Origin of the sequence: Streptomyces rubradiris (assembly GCF_016860525.1) — a bacterium.
Lineage (GTDB): Bacteria > Actinomycetota > Actinomycetes > Streptomycetales > Streptomycetaceae > Streptomyces > Streptomyces rubradiris.
Genome location: NZ_BNEA01000015.1, coordinates 4,431,083 through 4,446,891, shown reverse-complemented (window position 1 = coordinate 4,446,891; position 15,809 = coordinate 4,431,083). Strand labels below are relative to the sequence as shown.

Below are 15,809 nucleotides of genomic sequence, written 5' to 3'. Positions count from 1 at the left end.
GCGGTGCGGGTCCCCGGGACGGCCGGGGACCCGCACCGCTCTCTTCCCTGCGCGCCGGTCACTCGGGGCGCAGGGCCCGCTCGAAGGTCTCCGCGATCAGCTCCGGCGGCTCGGTGCCGACGGAGACCCGCAGCATGTCCCGGTGCAGCCCCCGCTCGCGCAGCGCGGCCCGTCCCCCGGGGGTGGTGAGCAGGTCGTAGTGCGCGATGAAGACCTGCGGGGACGCCATGGTGAACTCCGCGCCGAAACTGGGCCCCTTGGCCACCGCGAGCCGGTCGTAGACCAGCTCCAGGGGGACCTTGAGATCCAGCAGCAGCAGCCCGCCGGGGCCACCGGAGTCCCGCGCCACCTTGCGGTAGTTGGCGGCCGACCGGTCGTCGAGCGCCCAGCCGATGTCCCGGACCACGTCCGCACGGCGCCGCAGGCTCTCGGCGAGGGCCAGGGCGTTCGCGTTCACCCGCGCCATCCGCTCCGCGTAGCCGCGGATCCGGGCGGCCACCCGGGCCGTGTCCCGGCGGTAGGGCTCGTCGCCGTACCGCGGCAGCACGGTCAGCAGGTCCGCGGCGAACGGCGAACCGGGAGCGACCACCACCGCGCCCGCCAGCACGTCCGCCGATCCGGTGGCGTACTTGGTCAGGCTCTCGCAGACCACGTCGGCGTACGGCACCACGTCGACGTTGTGCGGGGTGGCGATCGTGGCGTCCACGACCAGCGCGCAGCCGGCCCGGTCGGCGATCTCGCGCAGCGCCGGCAGGTCGGGGACGCCCATCCCCGGGTTGCTCGGGATCTCCGCGATGATGCCGGCCAGTCCGCCCGCGTGCGCGGCGGCCACCCGGGCGACCTCCGCCAGGTCGAACGGGTCGGGCACGGTGGTGTGCTCGGCGTCCACGATCTGCTTCTCGAACAGGTGCATGGTGTCGAAGAAGATCCAGCCGAGCTGGAGCCAGTGGCGCCGGCCGCCGTCCCGCTGGATCTCCGTGACCGCCTCGATCGCCGCCGCCACCGCGTTCATGCCGCTGTTGCGCAGCGCCACGTACTCCGGGCCGGGCACGCCGTAGGCCCCGGCGAGGGTCTCCGCGACGGCGCGCGCGGGCGAGGCGTCCGCCGTCTCCTCGGGCTGCCGGCCGTCGATCAGGCCCGCGTCCCACAGCACGTCCTCCGCCTGCCGCGAGGACAGGTGGCCGCCGGTGTGCATGACGTGGGCCCGCGCCCGCGCGGCCTCCGGTCCCCCGGCGGGCAGCCGCACCCCGGACAGCGCGTGTCCGCCCAGGGTGAGGTCGCGCGCCGCGCCGGGCGGCAGGCCGGCGTAGGCCGCGGCGGCCCGCGCGGCCCGCGCCGAGCGGGTGAGCAGCAGTTCCCCGCCCGGGTCCTCCCGGGCGGCCAGCTCCGCCACCCGCACCACGTACGGGTGCGGGCGGAAGCGCGGGTAGCCCCAGGAGATGCGGCTCAGGGTGGCCGCGTCGTTCGACTCGTACCCGATGACCGACGCCACGTCGGGGATCGAGACGGACACCGAGTGCACGGAGCCGGGGACGGGCCGGCCGGCGGCGATGTGCCGCAGGCCGTCGGCCGACCCGGTGGTGCCGGATACCGCTTGGCTCATGCGTCGAGGCCCACGAGCCGCTGCACGCCGTCCCAGTAGTCCTCCACCAGCCCGAGGAACTCGTAGGCGCCCGCCTCGAACTCGGCGCGGGTGGCGGGCGAGTGGACGTAGGGCGCGATGGCGTTGAAGACGGAGTTGCTGTGCCCCACCTCGACGTCGATGTGCAACTGCCAGAAGTGGCGCAGGTCGTCGTCGTACCCCTGGTTGCGCAGCCCGTCGTTGATCTTCGAGACCATGATGGACGACATGGTCTCGTCGGCGTACAGCGCGCCGAGGGCCTTGTGGATCGGCGACTCGGTGTACAGCACCCGGATGCCGTCGTTGAGCCGCTTGGTGACCTCCAGCGGCTCGTAGGCGTCGAGGTGCTCCTTGTCGATGCCGAGCCGGGCGAGGAAGCCGGCGAAGAGCGTGGAGTGCGTGGGATCGCTGCCGACCTCGTCGGCGACGTTCAGGATGATCTCCCGGAGGATCATCTCGTCCCGTGTCTTGACCGCCATTCCCGTGATGTAGAACGGGAGGTAGCGGAAGAAGTAATAGCACTCGCTGTACATCAGGCGCTCCTGCTCGGGGGTGAGCGCCGTGGTGCGGTAGGCGTTCAGGTACGGGTGCTCGACGCCGCGGTGGGAGGCGATTTTCGCGAGCACGCCGTCCAGATAGTCCTTGATCTCCGGGTCCTGTACGGCGATCCGCCGGCGGATTCCCGGCTCCACGTGGTCGAAGTGGTCCGACAGCGGCTTGGTTTCCGGGGTGTTCAGATCGGTCATGGTGATCCCTCGTCGCGGGGGAAAGCGGGGGAAGAGCTCTGCGTCAGGCCCTTGCCGGGCCGCGGGCGCGGTGGCCGGTCAGTCGTCCAGGGCGGCGGCCGCCGAAACATCGGCGTCCTCCCACCAGCGGTCGTCGCCCTGCAGCTCGCGCCGCAGGTCGCGGTCGCCCGCCCAGGTCATGTTCAGGATGATGCGGGTGGTGTCCTCGCGCAGCGGAACCGTGCGGTGGAGCGTGGTGTCGGTGCGCAGGAAATACACGTCGCCCGACTCGAAGTGGTACGTGTGGATCGGATTGTCCACGAGATACTGGTGGATCCGCGGATCGGACTTGTCCCACTCCGTGTGCGGTACGCACTGGAGCATGCCGCCGATGTCGATGGGCGGGGCCTGGAGCACCCAGATGAGGGCGAAGCTGAAATCACCCCAGTGCCAGCCGTGCGTGTCCCCGCTCCGTTCCTGCCGGGTGATGAGGAATTCCTCGTCGGCCTTGGGGCAGGGATGCAGTTTCTCGCCGGCTATGCGCTCCAGCGCGCCGAGCAGTTCCGGATTCGCGTAGATCGAGGTGACCAGTTCGCTGTTGCCCGCGATCGTCTCGCTCTGCACCACGGACATGGAGCGGCGGGTGTATCCGGTGGTCTGGAGGCGGAGATCACGCCGCTCGGCGTATTTCTCCAGCAGCCGGTCCGCCTCCGCCCGCACGTTTTTGCGGACGTCTTCCCGAATCAGATCGGTGACAGTGACGATGCCGTACCGGTGGTAGTGATGCGCCATGCGGCGCAGTGCGCCCTGCTCCAGGGGATTGATGACGGTGCTTTCCTGCCCATTGCTGCTCACGGTGATCTCCCATGCTCGGCTGGGGATTTACGTGCTCGGCGAAGACGACGCGCGTCTGGGCCCGGCGAAGACTCCTGAAGAGGCTAGATAGGCCCCAGAGCCTGATCAACGGGTGCTGAATCGAAAGGCGCGATTTACGGCCAAGAGCATCTGTGCGAACCGGGACGATCAGGGAAAAGCGCAGGCCGGCGGACCGACGGCGGCGATATGGATCACCGGGGGAATTCACCCGGACCGCCGGCCGGTCCGCACAGTCGGCACCGCCTGGGGTGGAAGGGGCCCGTGTGACCGGGTTGATTGGCCCGATGAGCCCGCCCCCATATGCCCAGGACACGGGCCCATATGCCGAGGGCATGGGCTCATATGCCCAGGGCAAGGGCCCGGCCCCGGCGGACCGGGCCGGCCGAGCGCGCGGCCCGGGGCGGACCGGGCTAGCCGAGCGCGCGGCCCAGCACCCACACCACCGGGGCCGCCGCCGACAGCGGCAGGGCGACACCCGCGGTGAAGTGCACGAAGCGGGACGGGTAGTCGTAGCTCGCCGCCCGGTGGCCGATCAGCGCGCACACCCCGGCCGCCGCGCCGAGGACGGCGCCCTTGGTGCCGAAGCCGGTCATGCCGCCCACCACGAGGCCCGCGCCCCCCGCCGCGAGCAGCGCGGCCACGACCCGGGCCGGGCCCGGCAGCGGCAGGGCGCGGGCCACGACCGCCGCCGCGACGGCCGCCGCGCCCACCGACACCTCGTGGGCGCCGGCGGCCAGATAGCCGGTGGCCAGCACCGCGAGGGCCGCCGAGACCACCGTCGCCATCAGGCCGTACATCCGCTCGTCCGGCGAGGCGTGCGAGCGCAGCTGGAGCACGAGGGAGAGCAGGACCCACAGGCCGAGCGGGCCGAGGATGGCCACCAGGGCGTGGTCGCGGCCGGCCGCCAGGACCGCCACGTCGGCCGTCAGCGCGCCCGCGAAGGCCAGCGCGATGCCCTGCCGGGCGGGCCACATGCCGTTCAGCCGGAACCAGCCCGCGGCCGTCACCGCCTGGAGCACCACCAGCGGGACCACCAGCGCGTACGACGCGATGGGCGCCGCCGCGGCCAGCAGCAGTCCCAGCAGCGCGGTGAGCGCCGCCGGCTGCATCCCGGGCTCGATGATCGGGGACCGGCCCTCCAGACGGGCCCGCTGGGCGTCGGTGATCCGGGCGTTCCCGGCGAGGGTGGCGGGACCGTAGGCGGGCTCGTCGGAGGGGCCGGCGGAGTCGGCAGCGGGAGGAGCAGGAGGCGCGGAGTCGGCAGCGGGAGGAGCAGGGGGTTCGGGTTCCTGCGCCGGGGTGTACGTCCCGTACGAACCGCCGTATGAACCGCCGTACGAACCCGTATGCGCCCCGGTGTGCGCCCCTTCATATGCTCCCGTGTACGGGTCGGCGTACTGCTGAGGCTGGTGAGGCGGTTGCTGCTGCTGAGGCTGCTGATAGCCAGGGTCCTGGAAGTACGCCTGCGGCGGCTGCTGGTACCCCTGCGGCGGCTGCTGGTACCCCTGTGCCTGCTGATTCCCATGCGGCTGCTGGTGGCCCGGTGCCTGCGGGTACCCCTGCTCCTGCCGCGGCAGGTACGACGTCTCCTCCGCCGGCACCGCCGGATGCGTCTGGGTCTCCCAGGTCTGGCCCTGCCACTGCTGGGTCAGCTCGGGGTCGTGGCCGTACTGCTGCTCGTGTCCGGGCCACTGCTGCTGGGGCTGCTGATAGGGATCGTGGCCCTGGTGGGGGCCGCCCTGGTACGGCTGCTCGGTCATGCTCACCCTCCTGCGAACGGCGGGAGCACCTCGACCGTGCCGCCCTCGGCCAGCCGTACCGTCTCATGCGCGCGGGTCCCGACGGGGTCGCCGTCGACGAGGAAGGAGCAACGCTGGAGCACGCGGGTGAGTTCGCCGGGGTGGCGCTCGCGGACGGCGGCCAGCGCGCCGGCCAGCGTGTCCGCCTCGTACGGCTCCTCGGCGACCCCGGCCGCGGCCTTGGCGGCGGCCCAGTAGCGCACCGTGACCTTGGGCATCTGAATCCTCAATCGACGGCAAGAACAAGAAAAAGTCAAAGACAGTGTGAGTCAGGCTAGCCCGCCGCGGACACCGCCCAGTCCGCGATCCGCGCCACCAGGGCGTCGTCCGCCGCGTGCTCGGCGTGGCCCATGCCCGCCTCGATCCACAGCTCGCCGTGGCCGCCGGCTGCCTCGGCGAGCATCCGGGGGTGGTCGAGCGGGAAGTAGCCGTCGCGGTCGCCGTGCACGATGAGCAGCGGGGTCGGGGCGATCCGCCCGGCGGCCTGCACCGGGGAGAGCGGGACCGGGTCCCAGTCGCGGTGGTGGATGCGGGTGCGCAGGCCGTAGCGGCCGACCAGGCGGCCCTCGGGGCGGGTGACCAGCCAGTGCAGCCGGCGCATCGGGGCCGTGCCCCGGTAGTACCAGCGGGCGGGCGCGCTCACCGAGACCACGGCGTCGACCGTGCCGGGGTGCAGCGCCGCGTGCCGCAGGACCACCGAGCCGCCCATGGAGAAGCCGACGGTGACCACGCGCGCGTGCCCGAGGCGGCGGGCCCACGCCACGGCGGCGGCGAGGTCCAGCACCTCCTTGTCGCCGACGGTGGACCGGCCGCCGGAGCGCCCGTGACCGCGGAAGGAGAAGGTGAGGACCGCGCCGCGGGCGCGCAGCACGCCGGCCACCCGGCGCACATGCGGGCGGTCCACGTCCCCGGTGAAGCCGTGCGCGATCACGAACACCAGGTCACGGGAGGACGAAGAAGAGGCTGCCAAAGGGTCGGCAAAGCCTTCGTATACGGCGGCGCCCGGATCGTATACGGAATCGACCGGAATGCCGTCGGCCGTGCGCAGAAAAGTCCGCATAGGGCCGTCTCCGCCCGTCTCGCCATCCGGACGAACGGCGGAACGCGCCACATCACCTGCCGGTCGGTTGCTCATGTGGGCTATTCTGCTGGGCAGAGGACTCGGGCAGCGTAGCCCCCGGGTCCTTTTGTGCTTTCGGAAGCGTTGTATACGAAGCGGGAAACCTCAGGTGACCGCGGGTGTACGGGGCCTTCGGGATCGCAGAGCAGTGCCCGTCCGCACAGCGTCCTCGCAGGGACCGAGGAGGAACCAGACATATGAGTTCTCTGCTGCTCCTGACCAACGCCCTCCAGCCGTCGACAGAAGTGCTCCCCGCCCTCGGCCTGCTCCTGCACAACGTGCGGGTGGCCCCGGCGGAGGGTCCGGCGCTGGTCGACACGCCGGGTGCCGACGTCATCCTCGTCGACGGCCGCCGCGACCTGCCCCAGGTGCGCAGCCTGTGCCAGCTGCTGCGCTCCACCGGCCCCGGCTGTCCGCTGGTCCTCGTCGTCACCGAGGGCGGTCTCGCCGCCGTCACCGCGGACTGGGGCATCGACGACGTGCTGCTCGACACCGCCGGTCCCGCGGAGGTCGAGGCCCGGCTGCGCCTCGCCATGGGCCGCCAGCAGCTCGTCAACGACGACTCGCCCATGGAGATCCGCAACGGCGACCTGTCCGTGGACGAGGCCACCTACTCCGCCAAGCTCAAGGGCCGGGTCCTGGACCTGACCTTCAAGGAGTTCGAGCTGCTCAAATACCTCGCGCAGCACCCCGGCCGGGTCTTCACCCGCGCCCAGCTGCTCCAGGAGGTGTGGGGCTACGACTACTTCGGCGGCACCCGGACCGTCGACGTGCACGTACGGCGGCTGCGGGCCAAGCTCGGCCCGGAGCACGAGTCGCTGATCGGCACCGTCCGCAACGTGGGTTACCGATTCGTTACCCCCGAGAAGGCCGACCGCTCCGCCGACGAGGCCAAGGGCAAGTCCGCCCGGGCAAAGGCGGAAGATGCGGACGCAACCGCCGTGCCGGCCGGCGCCGAGGTGCACGCCGACGCCTGACCGCCCCCGGCAGCGCCCGGTCCGGCCCGGTTCGCCGGGTGATACGCCCTGCCCAGGAGGGGTCCATCCGCGTAGACTCCGCGCGTGGCCAAGGTGACTCGGGATGACGTGGCACGGCTGGCTGGGACCTCCACCGCCGTCGTCAGTTATGTCATCAACAACGGACCCCGGCCGGTCGCCCCGGCCACGCGCGAGCGCGTCCTCGCCGCGATCAAGGAACTGGGGTACCGGCCCGACCGGGTGGCGCAGGCCATGGCGTCCCGGCGCACCGACCTCATAGGGCTGATCATCCCGGACGCCCGTCAGCCGTTCTTCGGCGAGATGGCGCACGCGGTGGAACAGGCGGCGTCCGAGCGCGGGAAGATGGTGCTGGTCGGCAACACCGACTACATCGGCGAGCGCGAGGTGCACTATCTGCGCGCCTTCCTCGGGATGCGGGTCTCGGGCCTGATCCTCGTCTCCCACGCGCTGAACGACCTCGCCGCCGCCGAGATCGACGCCTGGGACGCCCGGGTGGTGCTGCTGCACGAGCGGCCGGAGGCCATCGACGACGTGGCCGTGGTGACGGACGACCTCGGCGGCGCCCAGCTCGCGGTCCGCCACCTGCTGGAGCACGGCTACGAGTACGTGGCCTGCATGGGTGGCACGGCCGAGACCCCGGCCGTAGGCGACCCGGTCTCCGACCACGTCGAGGGCTGGAAGCGGGCCATGGCGGAGGCCGGGCTGCCCGTCGAGGGCCGGCTGTTCGAGGCGCCGTACAACCGCTACGACGCCTATCGCGTCGCCCTGGACATCCTGTCCGGGCCCCGGCGCCCCCCGGCGATCTTCTGCTCCACCGACGACCAGGCGATCGGCCTGCTGCGGGCCGCGCGCGAGCTGCGCATCGACGTGCCCGGGGAGCTGGGGGTGGCCGGGTTCGACGACATCAAGGAGGCCGCGCTCGCCGACCCGCCGCTGACCACCGTGGCCTCCGACCGGTCGGCGATGGCCCGGGCGGCGGTCGACCTGGTGCTGGACGACGGGCTGCGGGTGGCGGGATCACGCCGGGAGCGGCTGAAGACGTTCCCGTCGCGGCTGGTGGTCCGGACGAGCTGCGGGTGCGTGTAGCGCCCCACCGCCGCGCCGGTCCCCGTCTTTATATCGGGCAAACACGGTTCTGCCGGGCTTCTCAGCGTGCACTCAGGAAGCTCTCATGGTCACGGGGGACTCTTTTGTCATGACCGAGAGCCAGGGCACTTACGAGCAGCCGTACCCTTCCTCCCCCGCGCACGCCGAGTGGCCGCCCCCGCCGCCGTACCAGCCGGGGCAGCCGCCGGAGCCGGGGAAGAAGCGCAGGCGCGGACCGGTGGCCCTGCTCGCGGCCGTCGCGATCGTGGCGGCGGCGGTCGGCGGCGGCACGGCCTACACCGTGCAGGAGCTGACCGGCAAGGACGCCACCACCGCCGTCGGCGCCCCCGCGGTACCGACCAGCCAGCGGGGTGACGTCGCCGCGATCGCCGCCGCGGTCAGCCCGAGCGTGGTCGAGATCAACGCGACCCTCGCGGGCGGCTCCTCCACCGGCTCCGGCGTGATCATCAGCTCGGACGGCGAGATCGTCACCAACAACCACGTCGTCTCCGGCGCCTCCTCGGTGACGGTGCGCACCAGCGACGGCAAGCGCTACACCGCCGAGGTGCTGGGCACCGACAGCTCCAAGGACCTCGCACTGATCAAGCTGCGGGGTGCCAAGGGACTGAAGGCGGCGGCACTCGGCGACTCCGACGCCGTGCGGGTCGGCGACCCGGTCGTGGCCATCGGCTCCCCCGAGGGCCTGACCGGCACGGTGACCAGCGGCATCGTCTCCGCCCTGAACCGGGACGTCACCGTCTCCACCGACGACAACCAGGGCCAGGACCCGGACGGCGACTGGCCGTTCCGGTTCGGCGGCCGCGAGTTCAACGGCGACACCGGCTCGTCCACCACCACCTACAAGGCGATACAGACCGACGCGTCCCTGAACCCCGGCAACTCCGGCGGCGCGCTGTTCGACGCCAACGGCCGGGTCATCGGCATCAACTCCGCGATGTACTCGTCCGGTTCGCAGGCGTCGTCCTCGGCGGCGGGCAGCATCGGCCTCGGCTTCGCCATCCCGGTCAACACCGTCAAGTCCGACCTGGCCGCGCTGCGGTCGGGCGGCACCAGCTAGACCACTCACGCGCCCCAGCCGGCGCACGAGTCAGCAAGGAGCAGGTCATGATCAAGCACGTTCCGCACCGCATGGCCGAACGCGGCCCCGCCGGCCTCACCCTGGCCCTGTCCATCGTGTCCGAGCTGCATGTCCCCGTACCGGCGCCCCGCGCCCCCGAGGTGGCGACCCGGGCCGTGACCCCGGTCCCGCAGCTGATGGGGCTGCGCACCTCCGCCGTCCGCCGGCACCGCCGCAAGGTTCCGCTGCACCGGCTGAGCACGGTCCGGACCTGACCGGCCCGCGCGTCCCTCACCGGCCCGCCTGACGTGGCACGCTGAGAGACGACCGCATCCGTCCCACCGCACCCCGAGGAACCGCGAGCGATGAGCCCCGCCGAAGGCGACCGTGACCCCCAGCGCATCCTGATCGTCGACGACGAGCCGGCCGTGCGCGAGGCCCTGCAGCGCAGCCTGGCCTTCGAGGGGTACGACACCGAGGTCGCCGTCGACGGGGCGGACGCCCTGGAGAAGGCGGGCGCCTACCGGCCGGACCTGGTCGTGCTGGACATCCAGATGCCCCGCATGGACGGTCTGACGGCGGCCCGCCGCATCCGGGGCGCGGGGGACACCACCCCGATCCTGATGCTCACCGCCCGCGACACGGTCGGCGACCGGGTGACCGGCCTGGACGCGGGCGCCGACGACTACCTGGTCAAGCCGTTCGAGCTGGACGAGCTGTTCGCCCGGATCCGGGCGCTGCTGCGCCGCAGCTCCTACGCGGCGGGCGTGTCCGCCGAGGCCCGGCAGGACGAGGCGCTCACCTTCGCCGACCTGCGGATGAACCTGGCCACCCGGGAGGTGACCCGGGGCGAGCGGCCGGTGGAGCTGACCCGCACCGAGTTCACCCTGCTGGAGATGTTCATGGCCCATCCGCGCCAGGTGCTCACCCGGGAGCAGATCCTGAAGGCGGTGTGGGGCTTCGACTTCGAGCCGTCCTCCAACTCGCTGGACGTGTACGTGATGTACCTGCGCCGCAAGACCGAGGCGGGCGGCGAGCCGCGCCTGGTGCACACGGTGCGGGGCGTGGGCTACGTCCTGAGGCAGGGCGGCGCCGAGTGAAACGTCTGCTGCGCCGGTACCGGGCGCTGCCGATCCGGGCACGGCTGGCGATGCTGGTCGCGGCGGCGGTGGCGTTCGCGGTGGCCGCGGTGTCGATGACCTGCTGGTTCATCGTGGAGCGCAAGCTGTACGACCAAGTGGACGACGATCTGCGCAAGTCGCTGAAGAACAACACCCAGCCCGACCAGGTGCTGCTGGCCCTGGCCCGCTGCACGGACACCCCGCCGTCCGACAACCCGTTCCGGGACCGGTACTCCCAGGTGGTCACGGAGGACGGCAAGGTCTGCCTGTTCGGGGGCGCCTCGGTGAAGATCAACGTCACGGCGGCCGACAAGTCGGAGATCCGGAACCTGGACGTCGGCACGCTCTACTTCCGCAACGGCACCGACAGCGAGGGCAACGACGTACGGGTGCTCACCCGGCCGCTGCTGGCCACCGCGTCCTCGACCGGCGAGCGCGGGCCCAACGTCGGCGTGCTCATCGCGATGCCGCTCAAGAGCACCCAGCAGAACCTCAACGACCTCGCGCTGATCCTGCTGCTGGTGTCGGCCATCGGGGTCCTCGGCGCCGGCGCGGCGGGGCTCGCGGTGGCGCGGGTCGGGCTGCGGCCGGTGGACCGGCTGACGGAGGCCGTGGAGCACGTGGCCCGTACCGAGGATCTGAGCGTGCGCATCCCGGTGGAGGAGGACAGCGAGGACGAGGTGGCCCGGCTGTCCCGGTCGTTCAACTCGATGACCGCCTCACTGGCCAGCTCCCGCGACCTCCAGCAGCAGTTGATCGCCGACGCCGGCCATGAACTCCGTACGCCCCTGACGTCGTTGCGCACCAACATCGAGCTGCTGACCCGCAGCGAGGAGACGGGCCGCCCGCTGCCGCCCGAGGACCGCAAGGCGCTGCTCGCCTCGGTGAAGGCGCAGATGACGGAGCTGGCCGCGCTGATCGGCGACCTCCAGGAGCTGTCCCGCTCGGAGGGACAGCGCGGCGAGCGGGTACAGGTCGTCTCGTTCCGGGACACCGTGGAGGCGGCGCTGCGCCGGGCCCGGCTGCGCGGCCCGGAGCTGTCGATCACCGCCGACCTGGAGCCCTGGTACGTGCGGGCGGAGCCGTCCGCGCTGGAGCGGGCCGTGGTCAACATCCTGGACAACGCGGTGAAGTTCAGCCCCGAGGGCGGCACGATCGAGGTGGCGCTGCACGCGGGCGTGCTGACCGTCCGCGACCACGGCCCCGGCATCCCCGAGCAGGAACTCCCGCACGTCTTCGACCGGTTCTGGCGCTCCCCCAGCGCCCGCGCCCTGCCCGGCTCGGGTCTCGGCCTGTCCATCGTGGCCCGTACGGTCCAGCAGGCGGGCGGCAAGGTCACCCTGGCCCGCGCCGAGGGCACCGGCACGGTGGTCACGGTCCGCCTGCCGGGCGCCCCGACCCCGCCGCCGGAAGCGCCTCAGACGGCGGCCGGCTGAGTCAGGCCCCGTCCGCGGCCCGCTCGGGCCGGTCGGCGACCGGGGCTCGCCGGCCGGTCGCGCCGAGGCTGGCCAGCAGGCGCAGGCTGTCGTGGGCGGCGGTGCCGGGGGCGGCCGACTGGATGATCAGCTCCGCGCCGGTGACGTCCGGGAGGGCGAAGTTCTCCTGGTGCAGTTCCAGGTAGCCGACCGCCGGGTGGTGGTACGCCTTGGGGCCGTGGGTGCGGGTGCGGACGTCGGCGCGCGCCCACAGCTGCCGGAAGCGTTCGCTGTGCATGGCGAGTTCGCCGATGAGGGCGGCCAGTTCCCGGTCGCCGGGGCAGCGGCCGGCCGCCAGCCGCAGATGGCCGACGATGTCGAGGGTGCAGTTCTCCCAGTCCGCGAACAGCGCCCGCCCCTCCTCGGTCAGGAAGATGTGCCGGGCGATGTTCAGGCCCTCGGCCGGCCGGCTGTAGATCATGTCGCCGAGCCGGTTCGCGGCCAGCACGGTCAGCCGGTGGTCGATGAGGAACGCGGGGGCGTCGCCGATCAGCTCCAGCACCCGCAGCAGTCCGGGGCGCGGCCGTGCCGAGGTGGCCCGCCGGGGCTCGCCCACCGCCCTGCGGGCGAGCCGGTGCAGGTGCTCGCGTTCCACGTCGTCCAGGCCGAGGACCCGGGCGAGCGCGTCGAGCACCTGCACCGACGGCTGCCGGGCCCGGCCCTGCTCCAGCCGGACGTAGTAGTCGACGCTCACGCCCGACAGGTGCGCGACCTCCTCGCGCCGCAGCCCGGTCACGCGGCGCCGGGAATCCGGGCGGATGCCGACGCTCTCGGGGCGGACCCGGGCCCGCCGGGTGCGCAGGAAGTCAGCCAGATCGTCCATCGCTCCAGTATCCGCGCGCGACGGCCCGGCTGGGTGGCCCCGCCAGTACCAGGAAGTCCGGGCCTACGGAGGAAGCGCCCCTGAATCGCGGGCGTCGGTCCGGCCAGGATCGAGGGCATCCCGATCCAACCGAGCAGGAGCAGAACATGAAGGTCTTCATCGTGCACGCCCACCCCGAGCGGCGGTCGCTGAACGGCGCGCTCACCGACATCGCGGTGGAGACGCTGACCGGAGCGGGGCACGAGGTGCGGGTCAGCGACCTGTACGCGATGGACTGGAAGCCCACCGTCGACGCGGACGACTTCGGCGACGCCGCCTCCAGCCCGCTGGACGTGGTCCACGACTCCGGCCGCGCCTTCGAGTCCGGCGCGCTGTCCGCCGACATCCGGGCCGAGCAGGAGAAGCTGCTGTGGGCGGACACCGTGATCCTCCAGTTCCCGCTGTGGTGGTACTCGATGCCGGCGATCCTCAAGGGCTGGGTGGACCGGGTGTACACCTACGGCTTCGGGTACGGCGTCGGCGAGCACAACGAGACCCGGTACGGCGACCGCTTCGGCGACGGCACCCTGAAGGGCAGGCGCGCCATGCTGTCGGTGACGGTCGGCGGCCCCGAGTCCCAGTACTCGGACCGGGGCATCAACGGCCCCATCGACGACCTGCTGTTCCCGATCCAGCACGGCATCCTCTACCACCCCGGCATGGACGTGCTGCCGCCGTTCGTCCTGCACCGGACGGTACGGATGTCCGCCGAGGCCTTCGCGGACGCGGCCGAGCGGTGGAAGAAGCGGCTGCTGACCCTGGAGGACACCGACCCGATCCCCTACCGCCGCCAGAACCACGGCGACTACGAGATGCCGTCGATGCGCCTGCGCGAGGGCCTGGAGCTGCCGGGCCGCACGGGCTTCGGCCTCCACATAGCGGGCTGACCGCCGCCCGGCAACCTTTCCGCGTCCCGCGGCGACTCCGGTGTGGCACCCCCACACGGACCACACCTGGAGTCGCTCATGAGCACTCGCACTCCCCGTCACCGCAGGAGCCGTGCCGCGTTCGCGGTCGGGCTGCCGCTCGCGCTCGCGGCGGCGGGCGGACTCGGCTACGGCCTGCTCGGCCCCGGCGGTTCGTCGCACGCGTCGGCCGCGACCGCCGTACCGGCGTGGGCCACGCAGGCCGCCGACGGGTTCGCCTCGGTGAACGCGCTCGGGCAGAACGGCACGTACGGCGGGCGCGGCGGCGAGATCGTCACCGTGAAGACCCTCGCGGACCTGGAGAAGTACGCCACCGCCGACAAGCCGTACATCATCGTCGTGGCCGCGGCCATCACGATGGACCCGGTCGGCAAGGAGATCAAGGTCCAGTCGGACAAGACCATCATCGGCGCCGGCACCTCGGGCCAGATCGTCGGCGGCGGCTTCTTCCTGGGCCAGGGCGTCCACAACGTGATCATCCGGAACCTGACGATCCGGGACGCGTACCAGGGCGTCTGGAACGACAAGGAGCACGACTACGACGGCATCCAGATGGACGGCGCCCACCACGTCTGGATCGACCACAACGACATCCGGCACATGGCGGACGGGCTGATCGACAGCCGCAAGGACACCACGTACCTGACCGTGTCCTGGAACCGGCTCGGCCAGGAGAACAAGGCGTTCGGCATCGGCTGGACCGAGAACACCACGGCGGACATCACCATCCACCACAACTGGATCCGCGAGACCGAGCAGCGCAACCCGTCCACGGACAATGTGGCCCACGCCCACCTGTACAACAACTACCTGGTGGACGAGCCGGGTACGACGATCAAGGCGTCCTACGGCAACTACGCGCGCGGCAGGACGAACATGCTGCTGGAGAACTCGTACTTCCAGGGCCTGGCCAACCCGGTGATCAGGGACTCGACGGCCACCCTCGTGCAGCGAGGCAACGTCTTCTCGGGCACGAGCGGCCGCAACGAGAGCGGCGGCACGGGCGGGTCGTGGGACCCGAGGAGCTACTACGCGTACACACCGGACAAGGCGGCGGACGTCCCGTCGGTGGTGAAGTCGGGCGCCGGTCCGCGTAGTTCCCTGGGCACGACCACGAAGACGGCCAAGGCGGCGGCCACCACGCTGATGGTTGCCAAGGACGGCTCGGGCCAGTACACGTCCGTCCAGGCGGCCGTGAACGCGGTCCCGGCGAACAACCCGTCCCGGGTGGTCATCGCGGTGAAGCCCGGCACCTACCGCGAGACGGTGAAGATCCCGTCGAACAAGCCGCACGTCACGATCCAGGGCACGGGCGCCAGCCGCAAGGACACGGTGATCGTCTACAACAACGCGTCCGGGACGCCCAAGCCGGACGGCTCGGGCACGTACGGCACCGGCGGCAGCGCGACCGTGGCCGTGGAGGCCGACGACTTCCAGGCGCGCAACCTCAGCATCACGAACGACTTCGACGAGGCGGCCCACCAGGACATCGCGCAGCAGGCGGTGGCGCTCCGCACGGCGTCCGACAAGATCTTCCTGGACGGGGTGATCGTCTCCGGCGACCAGGACACCCTCCTCCTGGACACGGCGTCGAAGGACCGCCTCGGCCGGGTCTACATGACCAACTCGTACGTGATCGGCAACGTCGACTTCATCTTCGGCCGGGCGACCGCGGTGATCGACAAGTCGGTCATCACCCTGAAGAAGCGCTGGAACGGCACGTCGGCGGGTTACGTGACGGCCCCGTCCACGGCGGCGAACCGCAAGGGCATCCTGATAGCCAACTCGACGGTTTCGGGCGACGTCTCCGACCGCACCTTCTACCTGGGCCGCCCCTGGCACGCCGGCGGCGACGCCACGCTGGACCCGCAGACCACGGTCCGCAACACGTCGTTGAGCGCGGCGATCAAAACAACCCCCTGGACCGACATGAGCGGCTTCTCCTGGAAGGACGACCGCTTCGCGGAATACAAGAACACGGGCGCGGGCGCGGGAGCGGCAAGCACGGACCGCCCCCAACTGACCGACGCGCAGGCCTCCGGCCAGGAGATCGGTGACTGGTTGGGGGACTGGACTCCTTCGGCGTCCTGAGTGTGGGACACGCCGTCAGCCGCCTCGGTTA

At 71.8% G+C, this 15,809-nt stretch carries 15 protein-coding genes; 8 read left to right on the top strand and 7 right to left on the bottom strand.

The window, feature by feature from the left end:
- Positions 1-58: 58 nt before the first annotated feature.
- The 6 genes from besB to Srubr_RS32940 all read right to left on the bottom strand — a co-directional run bounded on the left by besB (position 59) and on the right by Srubr_RS32940 (position 6,156).
- A complete protein-coding gene (besB, locus tag Srubr_RS32965; protein WP_189992627.1) occupies positions 59-1,603 on the bottom strand; it encodes an L-2-amino-4-chloropent-4-enoate dechlorinase/desaturase BesB in 1,545 nt (514 codons plus the stop codon).
- Positions 1,600-2,367, bottom strand: a complete 768-nt coding sequence (gene besC, locus Srubr_RS32960; RefSeq protein WP_189992629.1) for a 4-chloro-allylglycine synthase BesC — start codon at positions 2,365-2,367, stop codon at positions 1,600-1,602. The genes besB and besC overlap by 4 nt, the downstream gene beginning before the upstream one ends.
- A gap of 78 nt (positions 2,368-2,445) precedes the next feature.
- Complete coding sequence (gene besD, locus Srubr_RS32955; RefSeq protein WP_189992631.1) at positions 2,446-3,201, bottom strand: L-lysine 4-chlorinase BesD; 756 nt, start codon at positions 3,199-3,201, stop codon at positions 2,446-2,448.
- Between the two features lie 431 nt (positions 3,202-3,632).
- Complete coding sequence (locus Srubr_RS32950) at positions 3,633-4,982, bottom strand: hypothetical protein (RefSeq protein ID WP_189992633.1); 1,350 nt, start codon at positions 4,980-4,982, stop codon at positions 3,633-3,635.
- A gap of 2 nt (positions 4,983-4,984) precedes the next feature.
- The gene (locus Srubr_RS32945) at positions 4,985-5,239 is read right to left on the bottom strand and encodes a MoaD/ThiS family protein (protein WP_189992635.1); all 255 of its coding nucleotides are present in this window, start codon (positions 5,237-5,239) and stop codon (positions 4,985-4,987) included.
- A 56-nt stretch (positions 5,240-5,295) separates the two neighbouring features.
- Positions 5,296-6,156: an alpha/beta hydrolase gene (locus Srubr_RS32940; protein WP_189992637.1), complete on the bottom strand. Its 861-nt coding sequence runs from the start codon at positions 6,154-6,156 to the stop codon at positions 5,296-5,298.
- Between the two features lie 182 nt (positions 6,157-6,338).
- Between Srubr_RS32940 and Srubr_RS32935 the strand changes: the two genes are divergently transcribed.
- The 6 genes from Srubr_RS32935 to Srubr_RS32910 all read left to right on the top strand — a co-directional run bounded on the left by Srubr_RS32935 (position 6,339) and on the right by Srubr_RS32910 (position 11,860).
- Positions 6,339-7,118 carry a winged helix-turn-helix transcriptional regulator gene (locus Srubr_RS32935; protein ID WP_189992639.1) on the top strand — a complete coding sequence of 260 codons (780 nt, stop codon included), beginning with the start codon at positions 6,339-6,341 and terminating at the stop codon, positions 7,116-7,118.
- Between the two features lie 84 nt (positions 7,119-7,202).
- The gene (locus Srubr_RS32930) at positions 7,203-8,225 is read left to right on the top strand and encodes a LacI family DNA-binding transcriptional regulator (protein WP_189992641.1); all 1,023 of its coding nucleotides are present in this window, start codon (positions 7,203-7,205) and stop codon (positions 8,223-8,225) included.
- A 109-nt stretch (positions 8,226-8,334) separates the two neighbouring features.
- Positions 8,335-9,303 (top strand): S1C family serine protease, encoded by a 969-nt coding sequence (locus tag Srubr_RS32925; protein WP_189992643.1) that lies wholly within the window; start codon positions 8,335-8,337, stop codon positions 9,301-9,303.
- A gap of 47 nt (positions 9,304-9,350) precedes the next feature.
- Positions 9,351-9,578 (top strand): hypothetical protein, encoded by a 228-nt coding sequence (locus Srubr_RS32920; protein WP_189992645.1) that lies wholly within the window; start codon positions 9,351-9,353, stop codon positions 9,576-9,578.
- Between the two features lie 90 nt (positions 9,579-9,668).
- The gene (locus Srubr_RS32915) at positions 9,669-10,403 is read left to right on the top strand and encodes a response regulator transcription factor (protein WP_030612487.1); all 735 of its coding nucleotides are present in this window, start codon (positions 9,669-9,671) and stop codon (positions 10,401-10,403) included.
- Positions 10,400-11,860, top strand: a complete 1,461-nt coding sequence (locus tag Srubr_RS32910; RefSeq protein ID WP_189992648.1) for a sensor histidine kinase — start codon at positions 10,400-10,402, stop codon at positions 11,858-11,860. The genes Srubr_RS32915 and Srubr_RS32910 overlap by 4 nt, the downstream gene beginning before the upstream one ends.
- 1 nt (position 11,861) lies before the next feature.
- Here the strand turns inward: Srubr_RS32910 and Srubr_RS32905 are convergent, their stop codons facing one another.
- Complete coding sequence (locus Srubr_RS32905) at positions 11,862-12,722, bottom strand: helix-turn-helix transcriptional regulator (protein ID WP_189992650.1); 861 nt, start codon at positions 12,720-12,722, stop codon at positions 11,862-11,864.
- Between the two features lie 146 nt (positions 12,723-12,868).
- Here Srubr_RS32905 and Srubr_RS32900 point away from each other — a divergent pair, with 146 nt between their 5' ends.
- Both Srubr_RS32900 and Srubr_RS32895 read left to right on the top strand, forming a co-directional pair.
- Positions 12,869-13,648 carry an NAD(P)H-dependent oxidoreductase gene (locus Srubr_RS32900; RefSeq protein WP_189992652.1) on the top strand — a complete coding sequence of 260 codons (780 nt, stop codon included), beginning with the start codon at positions 12,869-12,871 and terminating at the stop codon, positions 13,646-13,648.
- A 78-nt stretch (positions 13,649-13,726) separates the two neighbouring features.
- Positions 13,727-15,778 (top strand): pectinesterase family protein, encoded by a 2,052-nt coding sequence (locus Srubr_RS32895; RefSeq protein ID WP_189992654.1) that lies wholly within the window; start codon positions 13,727-13,729, stop codon positions 15,776-15,778.
- Positions 15,779-15,809: the final 31 nt, after the last annotated feature.

What these genes read in the sequence shown, in the direction of transcription:
- besB (WP_189992627.1), bottom strand. Translation starts at nt 1,603, where the DNA reads ATGAGCCAAGCGGTATCCGGCACCACCGGGTCGGCCGACGGCCTGCGG.
- besC (WP_189992629.1), bottom strand. Translation starts at nt 2,367, where the DNA reads ATGACCGATCTGAACACCCCGGAAACCAAGCCGCTGTCGGACCACTTC.
- Srubr_RS32950 (WP_189992633.1), bottom strand. Translation starts at nt 4,982, where the DNA reads ATGACCGAGCAGCCGTACCAGGGCGGCCCCCACCAGGGCCACGATCCC.
- Srubr_RS32945 (WP_189992635.1), bottom strand. Translation starts at nt 5,239, where the DNA reads ATGCCCAAGGTCACGGTGCGCTACTGGGCCGCCGCCAAGGCCGCGGCC.
- Srubr_RS32940 (WP_189992637.1), bottom strand. Translation starts at nt 6,156, where the DNA reads ATGAGCAACCGACCGGCAGGTGATGTGGCGCGTTCCGCCGTTCGTCCG.
- Srubr_RS32935 (WP_189992639.1), top strand. Translation starts at nt 6,339, where the DNA reads ATGAGTTCTCTGCTGCTCCTGACCAACGCCCTCCAGCCGTCGACAGAA.
- Srubr_RS32925 (WP_189992643.1), top strand. Translation starts at nt 8,335, where the DNA reads ATGACCGAGAGCCAGGGCACTTACGAGCAGCCGTACCCTTCCTCCCCC.
- Srubr_RS32920 (WP_189992645.1), top strand. Translation starts at nt 9,351, where the DNA reads ATGATCAAGCACGTTCCGCACCGCATGGCCGAACGCGGCCCCGCCGGC.
- Srubr_RS32915 (WP_030612487.1), top strand. Translation starts at nt 9,669, where the DNA reads ATGAGCCCCGCCGAAGGCGACCGTGACCCCCAGCGCATCCTGATCGTC.
- Srubr_RS32905 (WP_189992650.1), bottom strand. Translation starts at nt 12,722, where the DNA reads ATGGACGATCTGGCTGACTTCCTGCGCACCCGGCGGGCCCGGGTCCGC.
- Srubr_RS32900 (WP_189992652.1), top strand. Translation starts at nt 12,869, where the DNA reads ATGAAGGTCTTCATCGTGCACGCCCACCCCGAGCGGCGGTCGCTGAAC.
- Srubr_RS32895 (WP_189992654.1), top strand. Translation starts at nt 13,727, where the DNA reads ATGAGCACTCGCACTCCCCGTCACCGCAGGAGCCGTGCCGCGTTCGCG.